This window comes from Shinella yambaruensis (assembly GCF_050859155.1).
GTDB classification, from domain to species: Bacteria; Pseudomonadota; Alphaproteobacteria; order Rhizobiales; family Rhizobiaceae; genus Shinella; species Shinella yambaruensis.
This window is the reverse complement of sequence record NZ_CP150638.1, coordinates 615,386-639,066: the sequence shown is the minus strand read 5'-3', so window position 1 is coordinate 639,066 and position 23,681 is coordinate 615,386. Positions and strand designations below refer to the sequence as shown.

22 protein-coding genes and 1 tRNA gene are annotated in these 23,681 nt (G+C 66.8%); 15 read left to right on the top strand and 8 right to left on the bottom strand.

What is annotated here, in order from left to right:
- Nucleotides 1-178 precede the first annotated feature (178 nt).
- On the top strand, nt 179-1,588 hold the full coding sequence (locus tag WMC41_RS03060) for a DHA2 family efflux MFS transporter permease subunit (protein WP_272804553.1): 1,410 nt from the start codon (nt 179-181) through the stop codon (nt 1,586-1,588).
- Nucleotides 1,589-1,940: 352 nt separating this feature from the next.
- Here WMC41_RS03060 and WMC41_RS03055 read toward each other — a convergent pair whose 3' ends face one another.
- The 3 genes from WMC41_RS03055 to WMC41_RS03045 are packed head-to-tail and all read right to left on the bottom strand — an operon-like array spanning nt 1,941 to nt 4,602.
- Nucleotides 1,941-2,324, bottom strand: a complete 384-nt coding sequence (locus WMC41_RS03055) for a VOC family protein (RefSeq protein ID WP_432346997.1) — start codon at nt 2,322-2,324, stop codon at nt 1,941-1,943.
- Nucleotides 2,324-3,055: an RlmE family RNA methyltransferase gene (locus tag WMC41_RS03050; protein WP_272804551.1), complete on the bottom strand. Its 732-nt coding sequence runs from the start codon at nt 3,053-3,055 to the stop codon at nt 2,324-2,326. Before WMC41_RS03050 ends, WMC41_RS03055 begins: the two co-directional genes overlap by 1 nt.
- The gene (locus WMC41_RS03045) at nt 3,052-4,602 is read right to left on the bottom strand and encodes a Ppx/GppA phosphatase family protein (RefSeq protein WP_432346996.1); all 1,551 of its coding nucleotides are present in this window, start codon (nt 4,600-4,602) and stop codon (nt 3,052-3,054) included. Before WMC41_RS03045 ends, WMC41_RS03050 begins: the two co-directional genes overlap by 4 nt.
- Before the next feature lie 249 nt (nt 4,603-4,851).
- Between WMC41_RS03045 and WMC41_RS03040 the strand changes: the two genes are divergently transcribed.
- Together WMC41_RS03040 and WMC41_RS03035 are read left to right on the top strand one after the other, a co-directional pair.
- Nucleotides 4,852-4,925, top strand: a tRNA-Gln gene (locus WMC41_RS03040).
- A 341-nt stretch (nt 4,926-5,266) separates the two neighbouring features.
- Nucleotides 5,267-5,455 carry a YegP family protein gene (locus WMC41_RS03035; RefSeq protein WP_244767963.1) on the top strand — a complete coding sequence of 63 codons (189 nt, stop codon included), beginning with the start codon at nt 5,267-5,269 and terminating at the stop codon, nt 5,453-5,455.
- A 54-nt stretch (nt 5,456-5,509) separates the two neighbouring features.
- Here the strand turns inward: WMC41_RS03035 and WMC41_RS03030 are convergent, their stop codons facing one another.
- Entirely contained in the window at nt 5,510-6,058 is a 549-nt protein-coding gene (locus tag WMC41_RS03030) for a cupin domain-containing protein (protein ID WP_064328967.1), read from the bottom strand.
- Between the two features lie 145 nt (nt 6,059-6,203).
- Here WMC41_RS03030 and WMC41_RS03025 point away from each other — a divergent pair, with 145 nt between their 5' ends.
- Together WMC41_RS03025 and WMC41_RS03020 are read left to right on the top strand one after the other, a co-directional pair.
- A complete protein-coding gene (locus WMC41_RS03025) occupies nt 6,204-7,541 on the top strand; it encodes an aspartate aminotransferase family protein (RefSeq protein WP_133035986.1) in 1,338 nt (445 codons plus the stop codon).
- An 87-nt stretch (nt 7,542-7,628) separates the two neighbouring features.
- Nucleotides 7,629-7,988, top strand: a complete 360-nt coding sequence (locus WMC41_RS03020; RefSeq protein ID WP_432346995.1) for a winged helix-turn-helix domain-containing protein — start codon at nt 7,629-7,631, stop codon at nt 7,986-7,988.
- Between the two features lie 3 nt (nt 7,989-7,991).
- On the opposite strand, the gene modC is transcribed toward WMC41_RS03020, so the two are convergent.
- The 4 genes from modC to WMC41_RS03000 all read right to left on the bottom strand — a co-directional run bounded on the left by modC (nt 7,992) and on the right by WMC41_RS03000 (nt 12,746).
- Nucleotides 7,992-9,065 (bottom strand): molybdenum ABC transporter ATP-binding protein, encoded by a 1,074-nt coding sequence (gene modC / locus WMC41_RS03015; RefSeq protein WP_432346994.1) that lies wholly within the window; start codon nt 9,063-9,065, stop codon nt 7,992-7,994.
- The gene (modB, locus tag WMC41_RS03010) at nt 9,062-9,763 is read right to left on the bottom strand and encodes a molybdate ABC transporter permease subunit (RefSeq protein ID WP_432346993.1); all 702 of its coding nucleotides are present in this window, start codon (nt 9,761-9,763) and stop codon (nt 9,062-9,064) included. Before modB ends, modC begins: the two co-directional genes overlap by 4 nt.
- Nucleotides 9,764-9,998: 235 nt before the next feature.
- Nucleotides 9,999-10,772, bottom strand: coding sequence for a molybdate ABC transporter substrate-binding protein (gene modA, locus WMC41_RS03005; protein ID WP_432346992.1), 774 nt, complete (start codon nt 10,770-10,772; stop codon nt 9,999-10,001).
- A 249-nt stretch (nt 10,773-11,021) separates the two neighbouring features.
- Nucleotides 11,022-12,746 carry a chemotaxis protein gene (locus WMC41_RS03000; RefSeq protein ID WP_432346991.1) on the bottom strand — a complete coding sequence of 575 codons (1,725 nt, stop codon included), beginning with the start codon at nt 12,744-12,746 and terminating at the stop codon, nt 11,022-11,024.
- A 365-nt stretch (nt 12,747-13,111) separates the two neighbouring features.
- Here WMC41_RS03000 and WMC41_RS02995 point away from each other — a divergent pair, with 365 nt between their 5' ends.
- The 10 genes from WMC41_RS02995 (at nt 13,112) to WMC41_RS02950 (ending at nt 23,296) form a co-directional block, all read left to right on the top strand.
- A complete protein-coding gene (locus WMC41_RS02995; protein WP_288080562.1) occupies nt 13,112-13,438 on the top strand; it encodes an STAS domain-containing protein in 327 nt (108 codons plus the stop codon).
- Nucleotides 13,438-13,806 (top strand): response regulator, encoded by a 369-nt coding sequence (locus tag WMC41_RS02990; RefSeq protein WP_244767971.1) that lies wholly within the window; start codon nt 13,438-13,440, stop codon nt 13,804-13,806. Before WMC41_RS02995 ends, WMC41_RS02990 begins: the two co-directional genes overlap by 1 nt.
- The gene (locus WMC41_RS02985; RefSeq protein WP_432346990.1) at nt 13,803-15,797 is read left to right on the top strand and encodes a chemotaxis protein CheA; all 1,995 of its coding nucleotides are present in this window, start codon (nt 13,803-13,805) and stop codon (nt 15,795-15,797) included. Before WMC41_RS02990 ends, WMC41_RS02985 begins: the two co-directional genes overlap by 4 nt.
- Nucleotides 15,794-16,306 carry a chemotaxis protein CheW gene (locus tag WMC41_RS02980; RefSeq protein ID WP_432346989.1) on the top strand — a complete coding sequence of 171 codons (513 nt, stop codon included), beginning with the start codon at nt 15,794-15,796 and terminating at the stop codon, nt 16,304-16,306. Before WMC41_RS02985 ends, WMC41_RS02980 begins: the two co-directional genes overlap by 4 nt.
- Nucleotides 16,307-16,323: 17 nt before the next feature.
- Nucleotides 16,324-18,021 (top strand): methyl-accepting chemotaxis protein, encoded by a 1,698-nt coding sequence (locus tag WMC41_RS02975; RefSeq protein ID WP_432346988.1) that lies wholly within the window; start codon nt 16,324-16,326, stop codon nt 18,019-18,021.
- Between the two features lie 184 nt (nt 18,022-18,205).
- The gene (locus WMC41_RS02970; protein WP_432346987.1) at nt 18,206-20,011 is read left to right on the top strand and encodes a methyl-accepting chemotaxis protein; all 1,806 of its coding nucleotides are present in this window, start codon (nt 18,206-18,208) and stop codon (nt 20,009-20,011) included.
- A 2-nt stretch (nt 20,012-20,013) separates the two neighbouring features.
- Nucleotides 20,014-20,508 carry a chemotaxis protein CheW gene (locus WMC41_RS02965; RefSeq protein ID WP_288080557.1) on the top strand — a complete coding sequence of 165 codons (495 nt, stop codon included), beginning with the start codon at nt 20,014-20,016 and terminating at the stop codon, nt 20,506-20,508.
- Between the two features lie 34 nt (nt 20,509-20,542).
- Entirely contained in the window at nt 20,543-21,376 is an 834-nt protein-coding gene (locus WMC41_RS02960) for a CheR family methyltransferase (RefSeq protein ID WP_244768118.1), read from the top strand.
- Nucleotides 21,376-22,464, top strand: coding sequence for a protein-glutamate methylesterase/protein-glutamine glutaminase (locus WMC41_RS02955; RefSeq protein WP_432346986.1), 1,089 nt, complete (start codon nt 21,376-21,378; stop codon nt 22,462-22,464). Before WMC41_RS02960 ends, WMC41_RS02955 begins: the two co-directional genes overlap by 1 nt.
- Nucleotides 22,465-22,585: 121 nt before the next feature.
- Nucleotides 22,586-23,296, top strand: a complete 711-nt coding sequence (locus tag WMC41_RS02950; RefSeq protein ID WP_244767978.1) for a ParA family protein — start codon at nt 22,586-22,588, stop codon at nt 23,294-23,296.
- Nucleotides 23,297-23,681 lie beyond the last annotated feature (385 nt).

Sequence of the window (23,681 nt, the reverse complement as noted above, 5' to 3'; positions counted from 1 at the left end):
AAGCGCCGGCCGACCTTCGGCATGCCCCGCGCTCCGGTCCCGCGCTTTCTGCACGCCGGCCGCGGCACACTTTTACGCCCCGTGCGTCGCAGGCGATTTCCTCGCGATTTGACAGATCGCAGCAAGGAGCGCAGAAGACGGGCGGGCCTGCGCAAGGGCCTCGTACCCCGATTTGCCGATGAACCGTATCGTCCCGCTCATCCTTGCCGTCGCGCTCTTCATGGAGCAGATGGATTCCACCGTCATCTCCACCTCGCTGCCGGCCATCGCGGCCGATCTCGGCGTGGGACCGATCACGCTCAAGCTGGCGCTCACCTCCTACATGGTGTCGCTCGCGACCTTCATTCCGCTCAGCGGCTGGATGGCCGACCGGTTCGGCGCAAAACGCGTCTTCCGTCTCGCCATCCTCGTCTTCGTCGCCGGCTCCATCCTCTGCGCGATCGCCGACAGCCTCGTCGCCTTCGTCGTCTCCCGCTTCCTGCAGGGCATGGGCGGGGCGATGATGACGCCCGTCGCGCGCCTCGTCCTGGTGCGCAGCACCTCGCGCTCCGAGCTCGTCTCGGCCATGGCGCTGCTGACGATCCCCGCGCTCGTCGGCCCGCTCGCGGGTCCGCCGCTCGGCGGCTTCATCACCACCTACTTCTCCTGGCACTGGATCTTCCTGATCAACGTGCCGGTCGGCATCGCCGGCTACATCCTGTCCGGCGTCTACCTGCCGGACATCCGCGCCGCCGCCCCGCCGCCGCTCGACTGGCTCGGCTTTTTCCTGAGCGCCGTCGCCGCCTCCGGCACGATGTTCGGCCTCTCGGTCGTCAGCCTGCCCGCCCTGCCGCCGGTCATCGGCGTCGTCGCCACCGCCATCGGCCTGCTTTGCGGCGTGCTCTATGTGCGCCATGCCCGCCGCCATCCGACGCCCCTGCTCGACCTCGCGCTGTTCCGCGACAATGCCTTCCGCGCCGCGGCCATCGGCGGCACGCTGTTCCGCATCTCGGTCGGCGCGGTGCCCTTCCTGATGCCGCTGATGCTGCAGGTCGGCTTCGGCCTCTCGCCCTTCCAGTCCGGCCTCGTCACCTTCACGGGCGCCATCGGCGCCATCACCACGAAATTCCTCGCCAAGCGCGTGCTGACCTTCGCCGGCTTCCGCACCACACTGATCGTCGCCAGCATCTGCGGGGCGATCCTGACCTTCGTGAACGGCCTCTTCACGCCCGCGACGCCCTTCTGGTTCATGGCCGGCGTGCTCTTGATCGCGGGTTTCGCCCGTTCCTTCTTCTTCACCAGCGTCAATGCGCTCTCCTTTGCCGATATCCCCGACGCCGACGCCAGCAAGGCGACCGCGATGAGCGCCGTGCTTCAGCAGATCAGCCTGGCCTTGGGCGTCGCCGTCGCCGGCTCCATCCTGGAGATCGAAACCCTGCTCACCGGCTCGCCGCTCGAGCTCGGGGACTTCCAGATCGCCTTCATGATCATTTCCGCCCTGACGCTCGCCGCCGTCCTGCCGTTCATCACCATGGCGAGGAACGCCGGCGCCACCGTCTCCGGCCACCGCCTGCCGGCGCGGGAGGAAGAAACGGCGGCGGTAAAATAACCCCGCCCCATCCCGCGAATCGGCGCGAACCCAAGCGTGCCGCAATCCCCGGCCGGTTCGCACCCACCGCATCCCCTTGAAATCCTTCACCTCCCCTTTCCGGGAAACCACGACGCCCTCCCAGGCGCGCACCCTACCGCCGACACGCACCGGCTCCCACCTTTTGCCCGCGCGAACAATGCATTACATCTACCCCCAGTCGCCTCCTCACGGAGGCGTGGATTGAAACCCATTGCCGCATGGGCGGGGCGACGAGTTCGCGCGTCGCTTCCCCACAGAAACGGGGAGGAAAAGGCCGGCGCCGGTATGGGCTGGATCTTTGCCGAGGCGGTGCGCTTCGGCCCGGTGCGGCCTATTCCGGCCTTTCGCACACTGCGGCGAGCTTGTTGCCGTCATGGTCACGGATGAAGGCGGCGTAGAAGCTGGCGTGGAACGGGCGCAGGCCGGGGACGCCTTCGTCGGTGCCGCCGGCAGCAAGGGCCGTGGCGTGGAAGGCATCGACGGCGGCACGCGTCGGGGCGACAAGCGCGATGGTCACGCCGTTGCCGAAGGTGGCCGGCTCTCGATTGAAGGGCTCCACGACCCAGAAGCGGCCGCGTACATCCTCGTCCGCCGCATAGCCGATCTCGCCCGGCGCCTGCTTCAGCCGGCGATAGCCGAGCGGCGGCAGCACCGCGTCATAGAAGCGGCCGGCGCGTTCCAGATCGTTCGTGCCGACGGTGGTGTAGAGCAGCATCAGGCCTCCTCTTCCGCCCCGGCCGTCCCGTCCCTGGCCGTGCGGCCCTTGAACCCCTTGGCGAGCAGGAACATCTCCACCGATTCGGCGCGCGAGGCGCCGGGCTTCACATGGATGACCTGCTTGAAATTCTGCTTGAGCATGTTCAGCAGCTCGCGCTCCGTACCGCCCTGGAAGGTCTTGGCGAGGAAATGGCCGCCTTCCGCCAGCACCTCGACGGCGAAATGCGCGGCAACCTCGCACAGATGCATGGTGCGCAGGTGATCCGTCTGGCGGTGGCCGGTCGTCGGGGCGGCCATGTCGGAGATGACGAGGTTCGGCGTGCCGCCGACCGCCGCGATCAGCTTCTCCGGCGCGTCGGGCTCGAGAAAGTCCATCTGGAGGATGGTGACGCCCGGCAGCGGGTCCATTTCCAGGAAATCGATCGCCGCGACGCGCGGATCGGCATCGCTCGAGCCGGTCACCTTGGCGGCGATCTGCGACCAGCTGCCGGGCGCCGCGCCAAGATCGATGATGCGCTTCGCGCCGGCGAGGATGTTGTGCTTCTCGTCGATCTCCAGGAGCTTGAAGGCCGCGCGGGCGCGATAGCCCTCCAGCCTGGCGCGCTGCACATAGGGATCGTTGATGTGGCGTTCGAGCCAGCGGCGCGAGGAGGCCTTCAGCTTGCCCTTCTTGACCTTCTGGCCGAGCTTGCGGCCGGTGCGGTTGCCGCCGACGGGGGGCTTGGTCATGACGCCTGTCCTTCGGGCTTCGCCGGGTTGCGGGGACCGCCGCGGTGGTTGCGACGGTGGCGGCCGCGGCGCCAGACGCCGTCGTCGGCCATCATGTCGGTGAGCAGGCCTTCGCGCAGGCCCCGGTCGGCGACGCGCATGCGGCGCGACGGCCAGCGCTTGCGGATCGCCTCCAGGATGGCGCAGCCGGCGAGCACGAGGTCCGCCCTGTCGGGCCCGATGCAGGGATTGGCAGCGCGGGCGGAAAAATCCCAGGAGAGGAGCCGCGCCTGCATGGCCGTCACCTCGTCGTCCGAGAGCCAGACGCCGTCCACCCGGCGCCGGTCATAACGCGGCAGGTCGAGATGCACGCCGGCGAGCGTCGTCACCGTGCCCGACGTGCCGATGAGATGGAAATCCTCCGGCGCCACGCGCACCACATCGCCCGGGCAATCGAAATCCGCCAGCATGGCCTCGACCTCCGACACCATGCCCGCGAAGCTCTCGGGCGTCACGTCCCGCCCGCCATGGCGTTCGGACAGCGTGACGACGCCGACCGGCAGCGAGGTCCAGTGCGTGATGTGGTTGGCAAGCCGGCTGGAGCGGTTCTCGCCGATGCGGATGACCGCGATTTCCGAGGAGCCGCCGCCGATATCGAAGAGCACGACCGATTTCGCCTCGCGCCCGACCAGCGAGGAGCAGCCGGACACGGCAAGCCGCGCCTCGGTCTCGCGGTTGATGATCTCGAGGTCGAGACCGGTCTCCTGCCGCACCCGCTCCAGGAACGCCTCGCCATTGGCCGCCGCGCGGCAGGCCTCGGTGGCGATCAGCCGGGCGCGGCGGATGTTGCGGTTCTTCAGCTTGGCCGCGCAGATCCTCAGGGCCTCGACGGAGCGGTCCATCGCCTCGTCGGAAAGCCGGCCGCTCGCCGCAAGCCCCTCGCCGAGGCGCACGATGCGCGAAAAGGCGTCGACGACGCGGAACTGGCCGGGTCGGGTCGGCTGGGCGATGAGGAGGCGGCAATTGTTGGTGCCGAGGTCGAGCGCGGCATAGAGCGGCACGTCGTATCCCTCGCGCTCGGCCGGGCGAAGGGGGGCCTGCATCTCGCGGCGTGGCTCCGGGGCGTGGGGAACGGGTCGTGCCTCGACGGCCTGTTCGGCCGCGGGATGCGTGACGGCCGCCTCGGCAGACGCCGGCACGGCGCGCGCGCCGGTCTTGCGGCCCCGGTGCTTGCGGCGGTTCCTGCGGCCTTCCGCCTGGCGCTGGTCCTCGCCGGGGGCTTCCCGCTGGCCGACGGGCGCAAGCGGGCGCACGTTCTCGCCGCCGGCACCCTTGCCACGCCGGCGACGCTTGTTCCTGCGCGCGGTATCGCCACCGTCGGTGGCCTTGGGGCGCTCAGCCGATCCGGACGAACCGGCCGCCTGGCCTGCGGACAGGGAGACGGCAGAGGGACTTGTCGCGCCCTTCTGCTTGCCCTTGCGGCGGCGCGACCGCTTCGGCCGCCCCGCATCGCCCGCATCTCGCGCCCCGGAAACGGGCGGCTTCACGCCGCTGTCGGGGTCGTTCACGTTACTGCCTATGGCGCCGCGCAAAGCTTCAAAGCTGCAAGCAGGCGCTCTCTCGATCTTCGTTGCCGCGACATTACCAGCGCCCGGCCCGTTCGCCAAATTCTTTTTATGACGATCCGGCGACACCCCGCCGCAAACCCGGCCATGCACACAGCGCCTGCATTTTTCCCAAAAAAACCATTTGCATCTCGCCGCCTTTTGTTTATAAGCCCGCCTCACAGGCGCCGGCCAAGCCGGTATCGCCCCTGCTGGGGAATAGTTCAACGGTAGAACGACGGACTCTGACTCCGTTAATCTTGGTTCGAATCCAGGTTCCCCAGCCAATTCTCCCTTTCTCAGTAAATCGGCTGCCTGGAAGACATCCGGCAGATGTTTAGTGCCGGGATCGTGCACATCGTCATTCCGGGCTTTCCCGTGATCGCGCCGTCTGCGCACCGCCGAACGGCAGCCTGCTGCGATCCCACCAGTGGCGGAGCAGGCCTTGCCGCCATTCTGGCTATAGATTTACGGCGGGACCTGCGCGCGACGCTCGTCAACGAACTCGGCTACAACTGGCACGGCCGGTGTCGCTTTGTAGCGGATGGAGGCCGGGCGCCTCTTGCCAGCGGTTTTCCCGGCTGGCACGTTGCTTTTGTCTGATTCCCATCTGCGTGGAGGAAAGCCCATGGCGCACAAGTTCGAGATCTACAAGGACAAGGCCGGCGAGTTTCGCGTCCGCTTCAAGTACAACAGCGAAGTGATGTTCTCCACGGAAGGCTATTCCAGCAAGGCCAGCGCGCAGAACGCCATCGATTCGATCAAGAAGAACGGCCCCGGCGCGCCCGTCGAGGACAACACGACCGCGCAGGCCTGACCGGTCCCATTCCTTGCGAAGGCCCGCCGGTTCCGTCGGCGGGCCTTCCGCATGTCAGAAGGTCGGCGGGGTGCAGGCGCTGATGACCTCGCAGGGCACCGGGCCGACGCAGCGGAAGCGGTGCGGGCGGCGGCTCTCGAAATAATAGGCATCCCCCGGGCCGAGGATGCGTCGCTCGTCGTCCACCGTCACCTCCAGCCGGCCGGAGAGCACGATGCCGCCCTCCTCGCCGTCGTGCACCAGCAGCACCTTGCCCGTGTCGGCGCCGGGCTGGTAGCACTCCTTCAGGATCTGCAGGCTGCGGCCGAAGGTGTTCTCGCCGATCTGGCGGAACGATATCGGACCCTTGCCGATCTCCACAAGCTCGTCCGCCCGGTAGAAGGCCTTTTTCGGGCGCTCCGGCTCGAAGGCAAAGAATTCCGCAAGACCGATCGGGATGCCGTCGAGGATGCGCTTCAGCGCGCCGACCGACGGGTTGGAGGCGTTCGATTCGATCAGCGAGATCGTCGAATTGGTGACGCCGGCGCGCTTGGCAAGTTCCCGCTGGGAGAGATTGTGGGCCATGCGCAGATGGCGCAGCCTGCCCCCGATATCGACCGACATGGCCATTTCCTGTTCTAGATGTTCGAAATATCGAAAACCGGCTTCTCCGTATCCTTTATTTTCAATCAGTTGACGTCAAGAAGAAAAGGACTTGTTCGGCATCGCAAATCATGGCGTCAATCCCGCCAGCCAGAGGAGATCTGCCATGAACGTTCACAACAAGCCCAATGCACCGGTGCTCGACAGCTACTGGATGCCCTTTACCGCCAACCGCCAGTTCAAGGCCGCGCCGCGCCTGCTCGCCGCCGCCGAAGGCATGTATTACACCAGCGCGGACGGCCGCCAGGTGCTCGACGGCACCGCAGGCCTGTGGTGCGTCAATGCCGGCCACGGCCGCCGGCAGATCGCCGCGGCGGTCGAGCGCCAGCTCACCGAGATGGATTTTGCGCCCTCCTTCCAGATGGGCCATGCGGTCGCCTTCGATTTCGCCGAGCGGCTTGCCGAGATCGCCCCCGGCCCCGACGGCGCCAAGCTCGACCGCGTCTTCTACACCGGCTCCGGCTCGGAATCGGTCGATACCGCGCTGAAGATCGCCATTGCCTACCAGCGCGCCATCGGCCAGGGCACGCGCACGCGCCTCATCGGCCGCGAGCGCGGCTATCACGGCGTCGGCTTCGGCGGCATTTCGGTCGGCGGCATTCTCAACAACCGCCGCGTCTTCCCGCAGCTTCCCGGCTCCGACCACCTGCGCCACACCCATGACCTTGCGAAGAACGCCTATGTGAAGGGCCAGCCTGAGCACGGCGCCGAGCTTGCCGACGACCTGGAGCGGCTGGTGGCGCTGCACGGCGCGGAAACCATCGCCGCCTGCATCGTCGAGCCGGTCGCCGGCTCCACCGGCGTGCTGATCCCGCCGAAGGGCTATCTCGAAAAGCTGCGCGCGACCTGCGACAGGCACGGCATCCTGCTGATCTTCGACGAGGTCATCACCGGCTTCGGGCGCCTCGGCGCGGCCTTCGCCACCGACTATTTCGGCGTGACGCCCGACATCGTGACCACCGCCAAGGGCCTTACCAACGGCGCCATCCCGATGGGCGCGGTCTTCGCCAGCCGCAAGGTGCACGACGCGCTGATGCACGGGCCGGAAAACGCCATCGAGCTCTTCCACGGCTACACCTATTCCGGCCATCCGGTGGCCTGCGCCGCCGGCATCGCGACTCTCGACATCTACCGCGACGAGGGCCTCTTCACCCGCGGCGCGGCGCTGCAGGACGACTGGCATGCCGCGATGCATTCGCTGAAGGGCCTGCCGCACATCATCGACATCCGCACGATCGGCCTCATCGCCGGCATCGAGCTTGCCCCGCGCGACGGCGCACCCGGCGCACGGGCCTATGACGTCTTCGTCGATTGCTTCGAGAAGGGTCTCCTGATCCGTGTCACCGGCGACATCATCGCCTTCTCGCCGCCGCTGATCGCCGAGAAGAAGCATTTCGAGGATATCGTCTCGATCCTCGGCGACGCGCTGAAGCGCGCCGCCTGAATTCGGGCCTTGCCGGAAGCGGCTTGGCACTGCACATCGCGGAAAACGCTGTTATATCTGGGCCCGTATCCATACGGGCCCAGTTTCATGTCAGCATCCGCCAAGACCGAACCGAAACTCATCTTCCGCCTCCAGTTCGAGCCGGAGGGCCGGATCGGGCGCGGCAAGATCCAGCTTCTCGCGCATATCCGGGAGACCGGCTCGATCTCGGCCGGCGGGCGGGCGATGGACATGTCCTATCGCCGGGCCTGGCTGCTGGTCGACGAGATGAACCGGCTGTTCCGCACGCCGGTGGTGGAATCGCAGCGCGGCGGCAAACAGGGCGGCGGCGCCGTCGTGACGCCCTTCGGCGAGGCGCTGATCGCCCACTACCATGCCATGGAGGAGAAGGCGCGCGCGGCGCTGGCCGAGGATATCGGCTGGATCGTCGGAAACCTTGCCGATTGAGACCTATTCCAGCGCCACCGTCTTGATGACGGCATGCACCGGCAGGCCCGGTGCAAGGCCGAGGCGCTCGACGGAAAGCGCGGTGATGCGGGCGCGCACGACATCGCCCCCACAGGCGATACGCAGGCTCGCCATGCCCTCGCCGTCCGGCTCGATCGCCTCGACGGCGCCTTCCAGGATGTTGAGCGCGCTCAGGCCTTCCGGGCGCACCGTCGCGATCATGACGTCGCGGGCGGGGATACGCAGCCGCACCGTTTCTCCCGGCGAGACGGCCGCATCCGGCACGAGGATCGTCGCGCCGCCCACAAGGCGGATGGTGGCGAGGCCGTGCGCGGCATCGCGCGCCTCGACGCGGCCGGCAAGAACGCTGCCGGCCTCGCGGCGTTCGGCGGCGGAGGAGAGGCGCGGGCCGCCCAGCACGTCCGATGCCGCGCCGATCGCCTCGATGCGCCCGTCCGCCATCAGCACGACCCGGTCGGCAAGGCGCGCGACCTCGGCCACCGAATGGCTGACATAGACGATGGGAATGCCGACCTCGTCACGCAGGCGCTCCAGATAGGGCAGGATCTCCGCCTTGCGCTCCTCGTCGAGCGCGGCGAGCGGCTCGTCCATCAGCAGCAGGCGCGGCGAGGCGAGCAGCGCGCGGCCGATGGCGACACGCTGCTTCTCGCCGCCGGAAAGGTTGGCCGGCTGACGGTCGAGCAGGCCGGCAATGCCGAGCAGATCGACCACGCGGTCCGGATTTTCCGTGCGCGCGCCCTTTTGCGAGAACCAGCGGCCGTAGTTGAGGTTCTGCCGCACGGTAAGGTGCGGGAAGAGGCGAGCTTCCTGGAAGACATAGCCGAAGCGCCGGCGGTGGGCCGGCACGAAGACGCGGCGGGCGGTATCGACCAGCACCTCGTCACCGAGCAGGACGCGGCCTTCTGCCGGGCGCGTCAGGCCGGCGATGATGCGGACCAGCGAGGTCTTTCCCGAGCCGGACCGGCCGAACAGGGCGGTGACCCCCCTATCCGAGGTGAAGGCGGCCTCCAGCGAAAAATCGCCTAGCCGGTGGCGGGCTTCGACAACAAGGCTCATTCGAGATGCACCTTGCGGCCGAGGCGCTGGGCGAGCACCTCGGAGGCGATGAGCGCGACCATGGAGATGGCAATGGCGACGAGGGTGAGGCGCATCGCACCGGCATCGCCGCCCGGCACCTGGGTGAAGGTGTAGATGGCGGCCGACAGCGTCTGCGTCTCGCCGGGAATGTTGGAGACGAAGGTGATGGTGGCGCCGAACTCGCCCATCGCCTTGGCGAAGGCGAGGATCATGCCGGCGAGCACGCCGGGCAGGATGAGCGGCAGGGTGACGGTGAGGAAGACCCAGACGGGGCTTGCGCCGAGCGTGCCGGCCGCCTCCTCCAGCTTGCGGTCGACAGCCTCGATGGAGAGGCGGATCGAGCGCACCATCAGCGGAAAGCCCATGACGCCGCAGGCGAGCGCCGCGCCGGTCCAGCGGAAGGAGAGCACGATGCCGAACCATTCATCCAGCACCGAACCGATGGGGCCGCGCCGGCCGAACAGGATGAGCAGCAGGAAGCCGGTGACGACGGGCGGCAGGATCAGCGGCAGGTGCACGAGGCCGTTCAGCAGCGACTTGCCCCAGAAGCGGCCCCGCGCCAGCGCCAATGCGGCGAGGATGCCGAGCGGCAGGCTGACGAGGACCGCGACCGTCGAGACCCGAAGGCTGAGCCGGATCGCCGTCCATTCCTCGTTGCTCAAGGCAAGCCAGTCCACGCGTGTTCCTTTGAAAGGCGAAAACCCCGGGGCATCGAGACCGGGCAAGACGTCGACAAGGCCCAGAACCCCTCCTCCGTCATCCTCGGGCTTGACCCGAGGATCCACGCGCGCCCCTCCGGCGTGCCGTGGGGAGTGGATCCTCGGGTCAAGCCCGAGGATGACGTTGCGGGTGGGGCAAGGCCCTTAACCAATCAAGACCAGTATAGCGCCCCGGCCTGTCGCGAGGCTCGTCTTACTTCAGGATGGTGAAGCCCTGCTCGGTGAAGAAGGGCGCGGCCTTGTCGGACTTCAGGAAGTCGAGATAGGCGGCAGACGCGGCGCTCTCGGATTCCGTGAGGATGGCGACCGGGTAGATGATCGGCGGATGGCTGTCTTCCGGGAAGGTGCCGACGACGGCGACGCCCGGATCGGCCGCGGCATCCGTCTGGTAGACGATGCCGTAGGGCGCCTCGCCGCGCGAGACGAGGGCGAGCGCGGCGCGCACGCTCTCGGCACCCGCGACCTTGCCTTCGACCGAGGACCAGACGCCGAGCTTTTCGAGCGCCGCCTTGCCGTACTTGCCGGCCGGCACGCTGTCGACCGCGCCCATGGCAAGCTTGCCGTCACCGACAAGGCCGGCGAGGTCGAAACCGTCCTTGATCTCGACGGTGGACGCCTTGTCCTTCGGCGCGACCAGCACGATGCGGTTGCCGAGAAGGTTGGAGCGGGTGTCGTCCTTGATCAGCTTCTTCTCCGCGACATAGTCCATCCAGGCGAGGTCGGCCGAGATGAAGAGATCGGCGGGGGCGGCCGCCTCGATCTGCTTGGCGAGCGCCGAGCTTGCGGCATAGGAGACCGTCGTCTCGTTGCCGGTTTCCTTCGACCAGGCGGCATTCGCCGCATCGAGCGCGTTCTTCAGGCTTGCGGCGGCAAAGACGGTGACCTTCTCGGCGGCCGCGACCGGCAGGGCGAGCGGCAGCGACGCGAAGGCGGCGACGACGAGTTTCAGAAGCAGACGACGGTTCATTCCTGTTCTCCCTTTTCCTGCCTGAAGGCAGCGTGATATCCTCTTGAATATATCGGCACTTGCGGCTTTGCCAGCGCTATATTATCAAAAATACAGGGAAACAGCCGATGGCCATTCGCGTGGAATGACCAGAGCGGTGACGCCAGGCCGAACGCGGCCCTGAAACGACCGGCACCCGCACGTATCCTGCGGAAAACGGCGGCGCCCCAAAAGGCGCTTGCAGGCCGGCGGAGCGGGATATCGATGATCCTAGAACAGCGCGTCGTCGAAGAGGTCTTCGTCGCTTTGCGCAGCCACAGCTGTCACAGGCGCCTCAAGGGCTGTTCCGAAGACGCGGGCATGCACCTCGCGCTCGGAGACCATCGTATAGGTGCGCGCGATCCGGCTGCCGAGGTCGGCCATCGCCTCCTCAAGGCCCGACATATCCGGCAGGTCGCGGCCGACGAGTTCGCCCGCACTGGCGGAGCAATCGGCCAGCACGTCGCCGAGCTCGGCGTTGAAATCGAGGTCGGCGACCGTCCGGCCCGCCTTGGCGGAGACATCCACGCCGCAGGCGCGCAGGGCCGTCATGTCCTCCTCCATGCGGTCGCCCGCCCGGCGGATATGCTCCAGCGCCTCGGCAAGGTGCGCATCGAGCGAGCCGCCGGCGGCGGTGCCCGCCTCGCGCAGCTTGCCGGCATCCTCTTCCAGCGACTGCAGGGCGATAAGGATACGCTCCGCCGTCTCGTCGAGCTGGCTGGAGAACAGGCGCAGTTCTGCCGTCACCACATTGATCGCCCGCCCCTCTTCGCCGAGCTTGCTGCAGCGCAGGTTCGTGTTGAGCGCCATGTAATGGATGTCGGTGCGCACGAGCTGGATCGTCTTCACGCCCTTCAGGAGGCCCTGCACGGTCTCGACGGTGCTTGCACCCAGGACGTTGGCCTTGTCGGCCGCCTGCTCGATATCGCAGACGACGGCGCGGGCGGCGGCGATGTCGGCCTCCAGGGTTCGCATGGCGCGATCGGCGGAGCGGCCGTCGGCGGCGTCCATGTCACCGTAGAGCGCCATCAGGCCATCGATATCGGCCCCGAAGCTGCGGATCGTGCCGACCACCGTCCTGCATTCACGTGCGAAATCGCGGGTGATCTCGACGAGCTGGCCGTGCACGAGATGGCGGACCAGCGCCGTCAGGCGGCCGGCGGCCTCCGCATCGAGCGTTCCGGCCGCAAGATACTCGTTGAGGAAGGTGAAGGCGGACTGGCAATGCTCGATGCGCTGGCGGGTGATGTCGCCGATCTGCATGGCCGACAGCGTCGTGGCGACCTTGCCCTGCACGCCACGCGCCGCCGCACCCACCTTGGCGGCAAGCTGCGAGAGGTGGCGGCGCTGCGCCGTCAGGTCCGCGGCATTGCGCGAGAGGTTGCCCGCAATGTCGGGCACGGAGCGGCGGAAGCGCTCCAGCGCCTCCCCGCCCCCGGCCGAGGCGGTGCCGATGACGGCACCGAGCGTGCCGATCTTCGCGCCGAGCGCATTGACCTCGCCGGTGCCGAACTGGATGCGCTCGAGGATTTCTTCCGCAAAGCCGGCGAAATCGGGAATGGCGGCGCCGGTGATCTTGGCGGTCGTGGCGAAGGTGCGCAGGTAGCGCAGCGTCTCCTGCATGTCGGCGATATGGGCGCCGAGCGTTTTTTCCGTGACGGCGACATGGGCAAGACGCTTCTGGCGCTGCTCCTCGATGCCGGGCAGCGCGGTCAGCTGATCGACGGTGGCGATGAGCCGGCCGATCGTCGCCTCCGCCACCTCGTCGCCGAGCGAGCCGGAAAGGTTCTCCAGCGAGGCGACCAGCCGGTTGAGTACGTCCAGCACCGAAAGCAGCACGACGCCGCCATCGAGGAACCGCTGCTCGATGCGGGAACGGGCCCCTTCGAGGCGGGAGACAAGCTCCACCTCCGCCGTCTGCCGCTCCACGCGCACTGCGCCCGCTATTCCTGACACGCCATACCCCATCTGCAAGAACCCGTGACCGAACCCTAGGGCCAACAATGTAACGCGCAGTAAATTCGCTCTTCCTCATGTAATGAAATCCCGCAAACCCAGGGCGATTCCAACGCCACCACCCGTGGCTGCAGACATCCCTAGAATTAGGGATTTATAAATAATATCACTTATATCTAATTGTATAAATTAACGTTTACATACAATCATTTATCCCTATTTCCTGTCGTAGGGTGAGGCAGTGTATCGACGATGACCGAACTACCAGTGGATGAAATTAGCAACCGCACTTTACTCTTCATTAAGCGTGACTGGCGATTCTGGCGCGGGAAATACTCTCTCTCGAAACGATTATCGAGGCCTCCATGTCGTCGACCCTGTCCGGTGACGCGTCGTTAACCTTACCTGCGACGCTCACCATCAAGACTATATTGTCCGTTCAAGAGTTTATCTTGGATTTCCTGAACAAGAATCCTGCCATTGTACTGGATATCGACGAGGCGGCGCAGGTCGACCTCAGCTTTGTCCAGCTTGTCACGGCAGCCCGCAAACAGGCCGAGGCCAGGGCCGGGCGCGTTCTACTTGCCCGGCCCGCCTCCGGCGACCTTTACGACGTGCTGGAACGCGGCGGCTTTCTCGACGGGATGACACCCGGCGCCGCGCATTTCTGGCTGCACCAGGAGAAGAATTGATGACCGCGAAGATCTTGACCGTCGACGATTCCGCCAGCATCCGGCTGACGACGCGCGTCACCCTCAGCAATGCCGGCTACAGCGTGACCGAGGCGGTCGACGGGCTCGACGGCCTCAACAAGCTGAAGGGCGGCGAATACGACCTCGTCGTCACCGACCTCAACATGCCGAACATGGACGGCCTGACGATGATCCGCGAGCTGCGCAAGCTGCCCGCCCATACCGGCGTTCCGGTCATCTTCCTCACCACCGAATCCGACGGCGAACTGAAGGCGCAGGCGAAAGCCGCCGGCGCCACCGGCTGGCTGACAAAGCCGTTCGATCCGGAAAGCCTCGTCAAGATCGCCAGGAAGGTCCTCGGAAAATGACGAACCCGGACCCGATCTCCGTCTTCCGGACAGAAGCGGCCGAACTGCTGGAGCAGATCGAGTCCGGCCTCCTCGACCTCACCCGCAGCCTCGACGACCGCGACCGGATCGATGCGGTCTTCCGGAGCCTGCACACATTGAAGGGGTCGGGCGCGATGTTCGGCTTCGACGCGCTCGCCGCCTTCACCCACCATTGCGAGACCGCCTTCGACCGGGTGCGCAAGGGCGACGTGGCCGCCACGCACGAACTGGTCTCGGCGGTTCTTTCCGCGCAGGACCACATGCGCGCGCTGCTCGAAACGCCGAACGGCGACCATGACGCGATGAGCGCCGCGCTGCTCGACGGCCTGCACCGGGCGGTCAACGGCGCGGGCTCCCCTGTCCCGGCCGCCGTTGCGGCTGCGCCGGTTGCCGAGACGGCCGGCGGCCTCAGCGAATGGCGCATCCGCTTCAGCCTGCCGGTGAATGCCATGGCGAACGGCACCAATCCGCTCGGCCTGCTCGACGAGATGCGCGACCTCGGCGAATGCCGGATCGTCGCCGATACGGCGAAGGTGCCGGAGCTTTCCGCGCTGGAGCCGCGCGACATCCATATCAGCTGGGACGTGACGCTGAAGACCGAACGGCCGCGTGCCGATATCGAGGACGTCTTCATCTTCGTCATGGACGACATGGAGCTCGAAATCACCGAGGTCGCCGTCGAACGACCCGCCGCCGAAGCAAAGCCCGCCGTAACACCGATCGCCAAGGCCGTGGTCGTTGCCGAGCGGGACGCTCCCGCGGTGCAGGCGGCCAATGATTCCAAACAGGCGAAATCCGCGGAGAACGTGCGCGTGCCGGCCGAGCGGCTGGACGAGATGATGGACCGCGTCGGCGAGCTCGTCATCGCCCAGTCGCGCCTCACCCAGCTCGCCGGCACGGCGGCCGATCTCGGCCTGCGCTCCGTCTCCGAAGAAATCGAACGCCTCTCGGGCGAGCTGCGCGACACGATGATGGTGCTGCGCATGATGCCGGTCGCCAGCCTCTTCAGCCGCTTCCGCCGCCTCGTGCACGACCTGTCGCGCGAAACGGGCAAGGAAATCGAGCTCATCACCGAGGGCGAGAGCACGGAGGTCGACAAGACGGTCATCGACCGGCTCGCCGACCCGCTCGTGCATCTCGTGCGCAATTCCATCGATCATGGCCTCGAAAAACCGGAAGAGCGCATCGCCGCCGGCAAGGGGGCGAAGGGCCGGGTCATCCTCTCCGCGCACCAGACGGGCGGCGAGGTGATCATCACCATCAAGGACGACGGCCGCGGCATCAACCGCGAGCGGGTGCGCGCCAAGGCGGAATCGTCGGGCATCATCCAGCCGGGCGCGACGCTCTCCGATCAGGACCTGCTCCAGCTGATCTTCCAGCCGGGTTTCTCGACCGCCCAGGCGGTGACGAACCTGTCCGGCCGCGGTGTTGGCATGGACGTGGTCAAGAAGACGGTGGAGGCGCTGCGCGGCACGATCGACATTGCCAGCAAGCCGGGCGAAGGCTCGGTCGTGGCGCTGCGCATCCCGCTGACCCTCGCCATCATCGAGGGCCTGCTCGTACGCGTCGGCCAGGGCTGCTACGTCATCCCGCTCTCGGCGGTGGAAGAGTGCCTGGAACTCTCGCTCGAAGACGACCTGCGCTCGCGCGGGCGCAGCTTCATCTCGCTGCGCGACAGCTTGGTGCCGTTCCTGCGCCTGCGCGAACTGTTCCGCACCGGCACGCCGCCCGACCCGCACCAGAAGGTCGTCGTCATCTCGACGGGATCGGAACGCGTCGGCCTCGTCGTCGACCAGATCATCGGCGACCACCAGACGGTCATCAAATCCATGTCCAAGCTGCACCATGACGTCGACACGTTCTCCGGCGCGACCATCCTCGGCGATGGCAGCGTCGCGCTGATCCTCGACGTCACCCATCTGGTCGCGGCCGGACAGCAGCAGGAGGCGCAATTGCGGGCGGCAGGATGAGCGAAGCGGCACGAAAACGCGACTACGACGCGATCTGGGGTGCGGAGGAAGACCTCTCGGTGCTTACCTTCAACCTCAACGGCGAGACCTTCGCCATAGAGGCGATCGTCGTGCAGGAAATCCTCGACCTTCTGCCGGAGACCCGTGTGCCCGGCAGCAAGCCCTTCGTTTCCAGCGTCATCAACTTCCGCGGCAAGGTGATCCCGCTCGCCGATATCCGCCTCGCCTTCGGCATGGACGCGACGGAAACCACCATCGACAGCCGTATCGTCGTCATCGAGCTCGATCTCGGCGACGAGCCGACCCTGATCGGCATTCGCACCGACAAGGTCAACGAAGTCACCACGCTTCCCAAGGTCGCCAGCGAACCGCCGCCGAGCGTCGGCATGCGCTGGCGCGCCGACTACATCAGCTGCCTCGTCAAGCGGGGCGGCGAGTTCATCATCGTCCCGAACCTGCACGCGATCTTTTCCTCCCAGAAAGAGCGCCCGGCACAAGCGCCGACCTAGGACACCAGGAGAGACCCATGCGCTTTACCATCAAACTCAAGCTGTTCCTGACCTTCGCCTTCATGCTGGCCGTGCTCGTCGGCACGGCGGCCTACGGCATCCTGAGCCTCGGCGGCCTCAACACCACGCTCGGCGACGTGCTGAACGGCCCGGCCGAGCGGCTGAAACTCGCCCAGACGCTGAACAACCTGCAGCTCCAGCAGATCCGCCAGCAGAAGAACATGCTGTCCTCGGCAAGCCCCACCGAGACCAACCGCTACATCGCGCTCAGCGACGAGGCCCGCAAGGAATTCGACACGACCTTCCAGGAGGTTCTCGGCAAGGCGACGGAACAGGGCAAGGTGCTGTGGAACAAGCTCGACGGCTTCACCACGGACTTCCGCCGCGACGACGACCGAATCCGCGCGCTGGCGCTTGCCGGCGACATGGCGGGCGCGACCCGCGTTTCGACCAATGACGCCCGCGCTGCCACCAACGAGATCGACGAGTTGCTCGGCGAGGTCGTCAAGCTCGAGGCGAGCCGCCTGACCGAGGCGGAGCTGGCGGCCGATGCCCAGTACCAGAGCACCCGCACGATCATGGTGACGGTCGCGGCCATCGCGCTCCTCGTCGCCACGGGCGCGGCCCTGTGGATCGTCATGTCGATCAACCGCGGCATCTCCCGGGCCGTCGGCGTCGTGCAGAACGTGGCGGACGGCGACCTTACCCGCTTTGCCGAGATCTCCACCAGGGACGAGATCGGCGACCTGCTCGGCCACGTCAATACGATGATCGAGCGCCTGCGCGGCGTCGTCGCGGACGCCCTTTCGGCCTCCGACAACGTCTCCTCCGGCAGCCAGGAACTGTCGGCCAGCTCCGAGACCCTTTCGCAGGGCGCGACGGAACAGGCGTCCTCCGCCGAAGAAGCCTCCGCCTCGATGGAGGAGATGGCCTCCAACATCAAGCAGAACGCCGACAACGCCGCCCAGACGGAGAAGATCGCCCGCCAGTCCTCGCGCGACGCGGAAGCCTCCGGCCAGGCCGTCGGCCGCGCCGTTTCCGCGATGCGCACCATCGCGGAGAAGATCTCCATCGTGCAGGAAATCGCCCGCCAGACCGACCTTCTCGCCCTCAATGCCGCCGTCGAGGCGGCCCGTGCCGGCGAGCATGGCAAGGGCTTTGCCGTCGTCGCCTCGGAAGTGCGCAAGCTCGCCGAGCGCAGCCAGGCCGCTGCCGCCGAGATCAGCGCGCTCTCCGGCGAGACGGTCTCCGTCGCGACGGAAGCCGGCGAGATGCTGAACCGGCTGGTGCCCGATATCCGCAAGACCGCGGAACTGGTCTCGGAAATCTCCGCCGCCTGCCGCGAGCAGGATATCGGGGCCTCGCAGATCAACGAGGCGATCCAGCAGCTCGACAAGGTGACCCAGCAGAATGCCGGCGCCTCGGAGGAAATGTCGGCGACCTCGGAAGAGCTGGCCGCCCAGGCGGAAGAGCTGCAGGCCTCCATCGCCTTCTTCCGCGTGGAGAATTCGGCCCGCAAGGAGCCGAACCACGCCGAGAAGCTGCGCGCGACGGCGGCGAAGATGGCCGCTCCTGTGACCATCAAGCGTCCGGCTGCAGCGCCGGCCTACCGCCCGGCCCCGGCCGCCAGGGCGACGCGCGGCAACGGCTTTGCCCTCGACATGTCGATGGGCGGCCCGGATGCCGACGACGCGGACTTCCGCGAAAGCGCTTGAGCGAACGAATGATCGCGGCGCATCCAGCAACGGATGCGCCGCATGATCGACCCGGCGCGTGTAGGCGCCGGCACAAGGGCCGCCTGCGGCCCGCGAAAGGGTGAGTGTATCGGTCTTCTCGCATGACGGGCCCCGGCTTCCGGTGCCCCGCCCGAACGGCATCTGCTACCAAAGGAGCCCAAAGATGCGCGCAACCATCAAACTGAAGCTGGCGGCGGCCTTCGGTGTCATCATCCTGATGATGGCCGGCACGTCCGTTTACGCCATTCTGAGCCTTTCCTCGCTGAATCAGGCGATCTCCGACCTGATCGCCGGTCCCGCCGCGCGCCTCGAGGCCGCGCAAAACCTCGCCAATTACCAGCTCCGCCTGGCGCGGGCGCAGATGAACCTCGCGACCGCCGCCAATCCCCGCGACGTCGCCACCGCCATCGAGGCCGGCGACCGCTATCGCAAGGGCTTCGAGGAAACCCTCGATACGCTGGTCCAGCTGTCGAGCGATCCGGCCGCCCTCCAGCAATGGCAGGCCATCGGCGAAAGGGAAAAGCAGCTCATCCGCATCGACGACCAGGTCCGCGCGCTCGCCGGCGCAGGCAATTCGGCCGAGGCGCTCCGCCTTGCGACGACCGAGAGCCGCCGCCTGATGGACGCGATCGAGGAGACGATCGACGCCCGCATCGAAAACAACAAGGCGCTGCTGGTGACGGCGGAAGAGGACGCCGACGCGCAATATGCCCATACGCGCAACCTGATCGTGACGATTGCCGGTGCCGCGCTGCTGCTCGCCGTCGGCGCCGCCGTCTGGCTCGCGCTCGGCATCAACAGCGGCTTGAAGAAGATCAAGACTGTCGCGGAGGCTGTCGCGGTCGGCGATCTCGACCAGACGGTCGAGATCAAGACGAACGACGAGATCAAGGACCTGGTCGACACGATCAACGTGATGACCGGCAACCTGCGCAAAACGGCCGCCATCGCCGACCAGATCGCCAATGGCGACCTGACCGTGACGCCAAAACCGCTCTCCGGCAAGGACACGCTCGGCCTGTCGCTGGAAAGCATGGTGGAGCGCCTGCGCGGCGTCGTCGCCGATGCGCTTTCGGCCGCCGACAATGTCTCCTCCGGCAGCCAGGAGCTTTCGGCAAGCTCGGAACAGCTGTCGCAGGGCGCGACGGAACAGGCCTCCTCCGCCGAAGAGGCCTCCGCCTCGATGGAGGAGATGGCCTCCAACATCAAGCAGAACGCCGACAACGCCGCCCAGACGGAGAAGATCGCCCGCCAGTCCGCCAAGGATGCCGAGGCTTCGGGCGAGGCCGTCGGCCGCGCGGTCGGCGCCATGCGCACCATCGCGGAGAAGATCTCCATCGTGCAGGAAATCGCTCGCCAGACCGATCTCCTCGCCCTCAACGCCGCCGTCGAGGCGGCCCGTGCCGGCGAACACGGCAAGGGCTTTGCCGTCGTCGCCTCGGAAGTGCGCAAGCTCGCCGAACGCAGTCAGGCGGCCGCCGCCGAGATCAGCACGCTGTCCGGCCAGACCGTCTCCGTCGCGACAGAAGCCGGCGAGATGCTGAACAGGCTGGTGCCCGATATCCGCAAGACCGCGGAACTCGTCTCGGAGATCTCCGCCGCCTGCCGCGAGCAGGATATCGGCGCCTCGCAGATCAACGAGGCGATCCAGCAGCTCGACAAGGTGACCCAGCAGAATGCCGGCGCCTCGGAGGAAATGTCCGGAACCTCTGAAGAGCTTGCCGCCCAGGCCGAGGAATTGCAGACCTCGATCGCCTTCTTCCGCGTCGATCGTGCGTCGAGTGCCCCGGTCGTCCAGCAGCGCCGCCCGGCACCGGTCTCGCGCCCGGTCGTCAAGGCGGCCGCCGCGCCGCTTCGCAAGTCCGACAACAGCGTCAACGGCCAGCAGGCCCGCGCCCGCGGCTTTGCCCTCGACATGTCGATGGGCGGCCCGGATGCGGACGACGCCGATTTCAGGGAAAGCGCTTGATCATGGCCGGTCCGTCCTCCGAATCCCAGTTCGTCACCTTCAGCCTCGACAACGAGGTCTTTGCGGTGCCTGTCTCGGTCGTCCGGGAAATCCTCGACCACGAGGATGCCTTCAAGATCCCGCACGGGCCGGAATACCTGCTCGGTCTCAGGGACGTGCGCGGCCAGGGCGTGCCGGTCATCGACCTGCGTCTTCGCCTCGGCATGACGAGGACCGAGAAGACGCCGCACACGCGCGCCCTGGTGCTCGACGTGCCGATCGGCGAGAAGACCCTCACCCTCGGCCTCGTCGCCGACCGGGTCTTCGAGGTCATCCCCTTCCGCGACGACGAAATCGAAGGCGCGCCGGATATCGGCGTGCGCTGGCCGTCCGACTACATTGCCGGCGTCGTGCGCCGCAACGGCGGTTTCGTCGTCATCGTCGACCTCGCGCGCCTGTTCTCCGGCGCCGAGATGGCGATGATGGGCTCGGCGGGTCGCCTTGCCGCGACGGCATAATTTCGGGAGGACCGGCGTGGGAGCTGCATTGCGGATGCAAGGGGCGGAAGACGGGCTGAGCAGCCGGAACTTCGAGGCCCTGTCGCGCTACATCTACGACTACAGCGGCATCAAGATGCCGATCACGAAGCTGACGATGCTGGAGGGCCGGCTGCGCCGGCGCCTGCGGGCGACCGGTATTACCAGCTTCAACGACTATTGCGACTATCTCTTCAAGCATGGCGGCATCGAGAAGGAGGCGATCTTCCTCATCGACGCCGTGACGACGAACAAGACCGACTTCTTCCGCGAGCCGAAGCATTTCGACCACATGGCCGCGACCGGCCTGCCGGAAATGGTGGCGGCCGGCCACAAGCGGCTGCGGCTGTGGAGCGCCGCCTGCTCCATCGGCGCCGAGCCCTATACGATGGCGATGGTGATGCAGGATTTCGTCGATGCGGCTTCCGGCCTCGACTACCGCATCCTCGCCACCGACCTTTCGACCGACGTGCTTGCCGCCGCCCGGCGCGGCGTCTATCCGCGCGACATGATCCAGCCCGTACCGGCGGAGATGCAGCGCCGCTACGTCATGGTCTCGCGCGATGCCGGGCGCGGCGAGGTGCGCATCCATCCGCGCCTGCGCTCGACGATCGGCTTTGCCCGCATGAACCTCATGGACAGCGCCTACAGGGTGGGCGAGCCGATGCACATGATCTTCTGCCGCAACGTGCTGATCTATTTCGACAAGCCGACGCAGGCCAAGGTTCTGTCGCGGCTCTGCGACTGCCTGGTGCCCGGCGGTTTCCTCTATGTGGGCCATTCCGAAACGGTGACCGGCATTTCGCTGCCGGTGCGCCAGGTCGCCAACACGGTTTTCAAGAAGATCTGATGGTCCCTCCCGGCAAGAAGATCCGCGTTCTCATCATCGACGACTCGGCGAGCGTGCGCCAGGCGCTGACCCATGTCCTGGAGCAGGATCCGGAAATCGAGGTGATGGGCGCGGCCTCCGATCCCTTCATGGCGGCCAGGAAGATCCAGGAGGAAATCCCCGACGTCATCACGCTCGACGTGGAGATGCCGCGCATGGACGGCATCACCTTCCTGCGCAAGATCATGGCGCAGAAGCCCATCCCCGTCGTCATGTGCTCCTCGCTGACCGAGGAGGGCTCGGAGACGCTGATGCAGGCGCTGGAGGCCGGCGCCGTCGACATCATCCTGAAGCCGAAGATCGGCGCGGCCGACCATCTCGCCGAATCCGGCACCCGCATCCGCGAGGCCGTCAAGGGCGCCGCGGTCGCCCGGCTCGGCCAGAACCGGCGCACGGCGGCGGCAAGCGGGCCGACCGCAAAGCTCACCGCCGATGCCGTGTTGCCCCCGCCCTCCGGCCGCGCCATGGCCAAGACAACCGAGATGGTCGCCTGCATCGGTGCCTCGACCGGCGGCACGGAGGCGCTGCGCGTGCTGCTGGAACAGCTGCCGGCCAATTCGCCAGGCATCGTCATCGTGCAGCACATGCCGGAAAAGTTCACCGCGGCCTTCGCCAGGCGCCTCGACAGCCTGTGCGAGGTGGCGGTGAAGGAAGCCGTGCATGGCGATCCCGTCCTGCGCGGCCATGTGCTGATCGCGCCCGGCGACCGCCACATGATGCTGGAGCGGCAGGGTGCGCGCTACCATGTCGCCGTGCGCGAAGGCCCCCTCGTCTCGCGCCACCGGCCATCCGTCGACGTGCTCTTCCGCTCCGCCGCCCGTTCGGCCGGGGCGAATGCCATGGGCGTCATCCTCACAGGGATGGGCGACGACGGCGCGCGCGGCATGAACGAGATGCACCAGGCCGGTGCCTATACGCTCGCCCAGGACGAGGCGAGCTCCGTCGTCTTCGGCATGCCGAAGGAGGCGATCGCCCATGGCGGCGTCGACAGGGTCCTACCGCTCGACCAGATCGCCCGCGAGATCCTCGCCGCCGACCGGCGGAGATGAAAACGCCACGGTTTTCGCGTGTTTTCACCGGCCATTAACCATGACCGGCGAGGATGACGAAGCACCATGCGAGGGTGCTTTGCGAGCGATGACCGGCTCAAGAACCGCTCCGGGGAGCCCCATGCCCGTCATCACCTTCGCCAATACCAAGGGCGGCGCCGGCAAGACCACGGCCGTCTTGCTGCTTGCGACCGAGCTTGCCCGCCTCGGCTTTCGCGTCTCGGTGCTCGACGCCGACCCGCAGCACTGGATCACCCGCTGGCACGAGAATTCCGAGGGCGTGCTCGGCAACCGCCTTTGCGTGGTGCCCTATGTCACCATGGGCACGATCGACCGGCAGCTGGCCGACGAGAAGGCGCGCGCCGATTTCGTGCTGATCGACCTGCCGGGTTCGCGCAGTTCGCTGCTCGCCAAGGCCGTCGGCCATTCCGACTACGTGCTCATTCCCGTGCAGGGTTCCGCCATGGACGCGCAGGGCGGCGCGAATGTCATCGAACTCCTGCAATATCTGGAAGACAAGGCCGATATCCGCATCCGCCATTCCGTCGTGCTCACCCGCGTCAACTCCATGGTGACGACGCGCGCCATGCATGCGGTCAAGGACCTGCTCGCCGCCCGCCGCGTGCACCTCCTGCAGACGCCGATCATCGAACGCTCGGCCTTCCGCGACATCTTCGGCTGCGGCGGCACGCTCTATACGATGGACGGCCGGCGCGTCAGCAATCTGGACAAGGCGCAGGAGAATGCGAGGGCGCTTGCGCTGGAAGTGCTCCAGCAGATCCCAGCAGCCCTGCGCCCGACCGGGGCGGAGAGGCTGAGCAACGTCGCCTGAGGCTTTGCTCTTTCTTGCAGGGGCCGCGGATCGCGCGGCCTTTTTCATAAGGAAGAAAACAGGGTCCGGAAATGGAAAAGCCTGCCGCGGGAGGAGGTGCGGCAGGCTTTCCGATAGAACCGAATGGCGACTGGGAGGAGGAGTGCCGCCATTCCCGCAGTCGGCCCTGGGAGGAGGAGTGGACCTTCTGCAATCATCGAAGCTTCGTGGGAGGAGGTACGTTGCTTCGATAAGTATGACTATAGCTGATTCTTGATTATTTGATAGGCATCGTTTTGCAAGGCAGCTATGCGTTATGCGCGTAGCGTATGTCTCAATATCGCCAGGCCGCCGGCTCGTGCCGGATTCTCTTCGCACACGCAAAAACACCCGCCGGAGGCGGGTG

Coding starts and splice junctions, on each gene's coding strand:
- WMC41_RS02970 (WP_432346987.1), top strand. CDS start 18,206: ATGCGCGCAACCATCAAACTGAAGCTGGCGGCGGCCTTCGGTGTCATC.
- WMC41_RS03050 (WP_272804551.1), bottom strand. CDS start 3,055: ATGACCAAGCCCCCCGTCGGCGGCAACCGCACCGGCCGCAAGCTCGGC.
- modA (WP_432346992.1), bottom strand. CDS start 10,772: ATGAACCGTCGTCTGCTTCTGAAACTCGTCGTCGCCGCCTTCGCGTCG.
- WMC41_RS03035 (WP_244767963.1), top strand. CDS start 5,267: ATGGCGCACAAGTTCGAGATCTACAAGGACAAGGCCGGCGAGTTTCGC.
- WMC41_RS02990 (WP_244767971.1), top strand. CDS start 13,438: ATGACCGCGAAGATCTTGACCGTCGACGATTCCGCCAGCATCCGGCTG.
- WMC41_RS03055 (WP_432346997.1), bottom strand. CDS start 2,324: ATGCTGCTCTACACCACCGTCGGCACGAACGATCTGGAACGCGCCGGC.
- WMC41_RS02955 (WP_432346986.1), top strand. CDS start 21,376: ATGGTCCCTCCCGGCAAGAAGATCCGCGTTCTCATCATCGACGACTCG.
- WMC41_RS03030 (WP_064328967.1), bottom strand. CDS start 6,058: ATGTCGGTCGATATCGGGGGCAGGCTGCGCCATCTGCGCATGGCCCAC.
- WMC41_RS02975 (WP_432346988.1), top strand. CDS start 16,324: ATGCGCTTTACCATCAAACTCAAGCTGTTCCTGACCTTCGCCTTCATG.
- WMC41_RS02965 (WP_288080557.1), top strand. CDS start 20,014: ATGGCCGGTCCGTCCTCCGAATCCCAGTTCGTCACCTTCAGCCTCGAC.
- WMC41_RS02985 (WP_432346990.1), top strand. CDS start 13,803: ATGACGAACCCGGACCCGATCTCCGTCTTCCGGACAGAAGCGGCCGAA.
- WMC41_RS02995 (WP_288080562.1), top strand. CDS start 13,112: ATGTCGTCGACCCTGTCCGGTGACGCGTCGTTAACCTTACCTGCGACG.
- WMC41_RS02960 (WP_244768118.1), top strand. CDS start 20,543: ATGCAAGGGGCGGAAGACGGGCTGAGCAGCCGGAACTTCGAGGCCCTG.
- WMC41_RS03025 (WP_133035986.1), top strand. CDS start 6,204: ATGAACGTTCACAACAAGCCCAATGCACCGGTGCTCGACAGCTACTGG.
- WMC41_RS03060 (WP_272804553.1), top strand. CDS start 179: ATGAACCGTATCGTCCCGCTCATCCTTGCCGTCGCGCTCTTCATGGAG.
- WMC41_RS02980 (WP_432346989.1), top strand. CDS start 15,794: ATGAGCGAAGCGGCACGAAAACGCGACTACGACGCGATCTGGGGTGCG.
- WMC41_RS02950 (WP_244767978.1), top strand. CDS start 22,586: ATGCCCGTCATCACCTTCGCCAATACCAAGGGCGGCGCCGGCAAGACC.
- WMC41_RS03020 (WP_432346995.1), top strand. CDS start 7,629: ATGTCAGCATCCGCCAAGACCGAACCGAAACTCATCTTCCGCCTCCAG.
- modC (WP_432346994.1), bottom strand. CDS start 9,065: ATGAGCCTTGTTGTCGAAGCCCGCCACCGGCTAGGCGATTTTTCGCTG.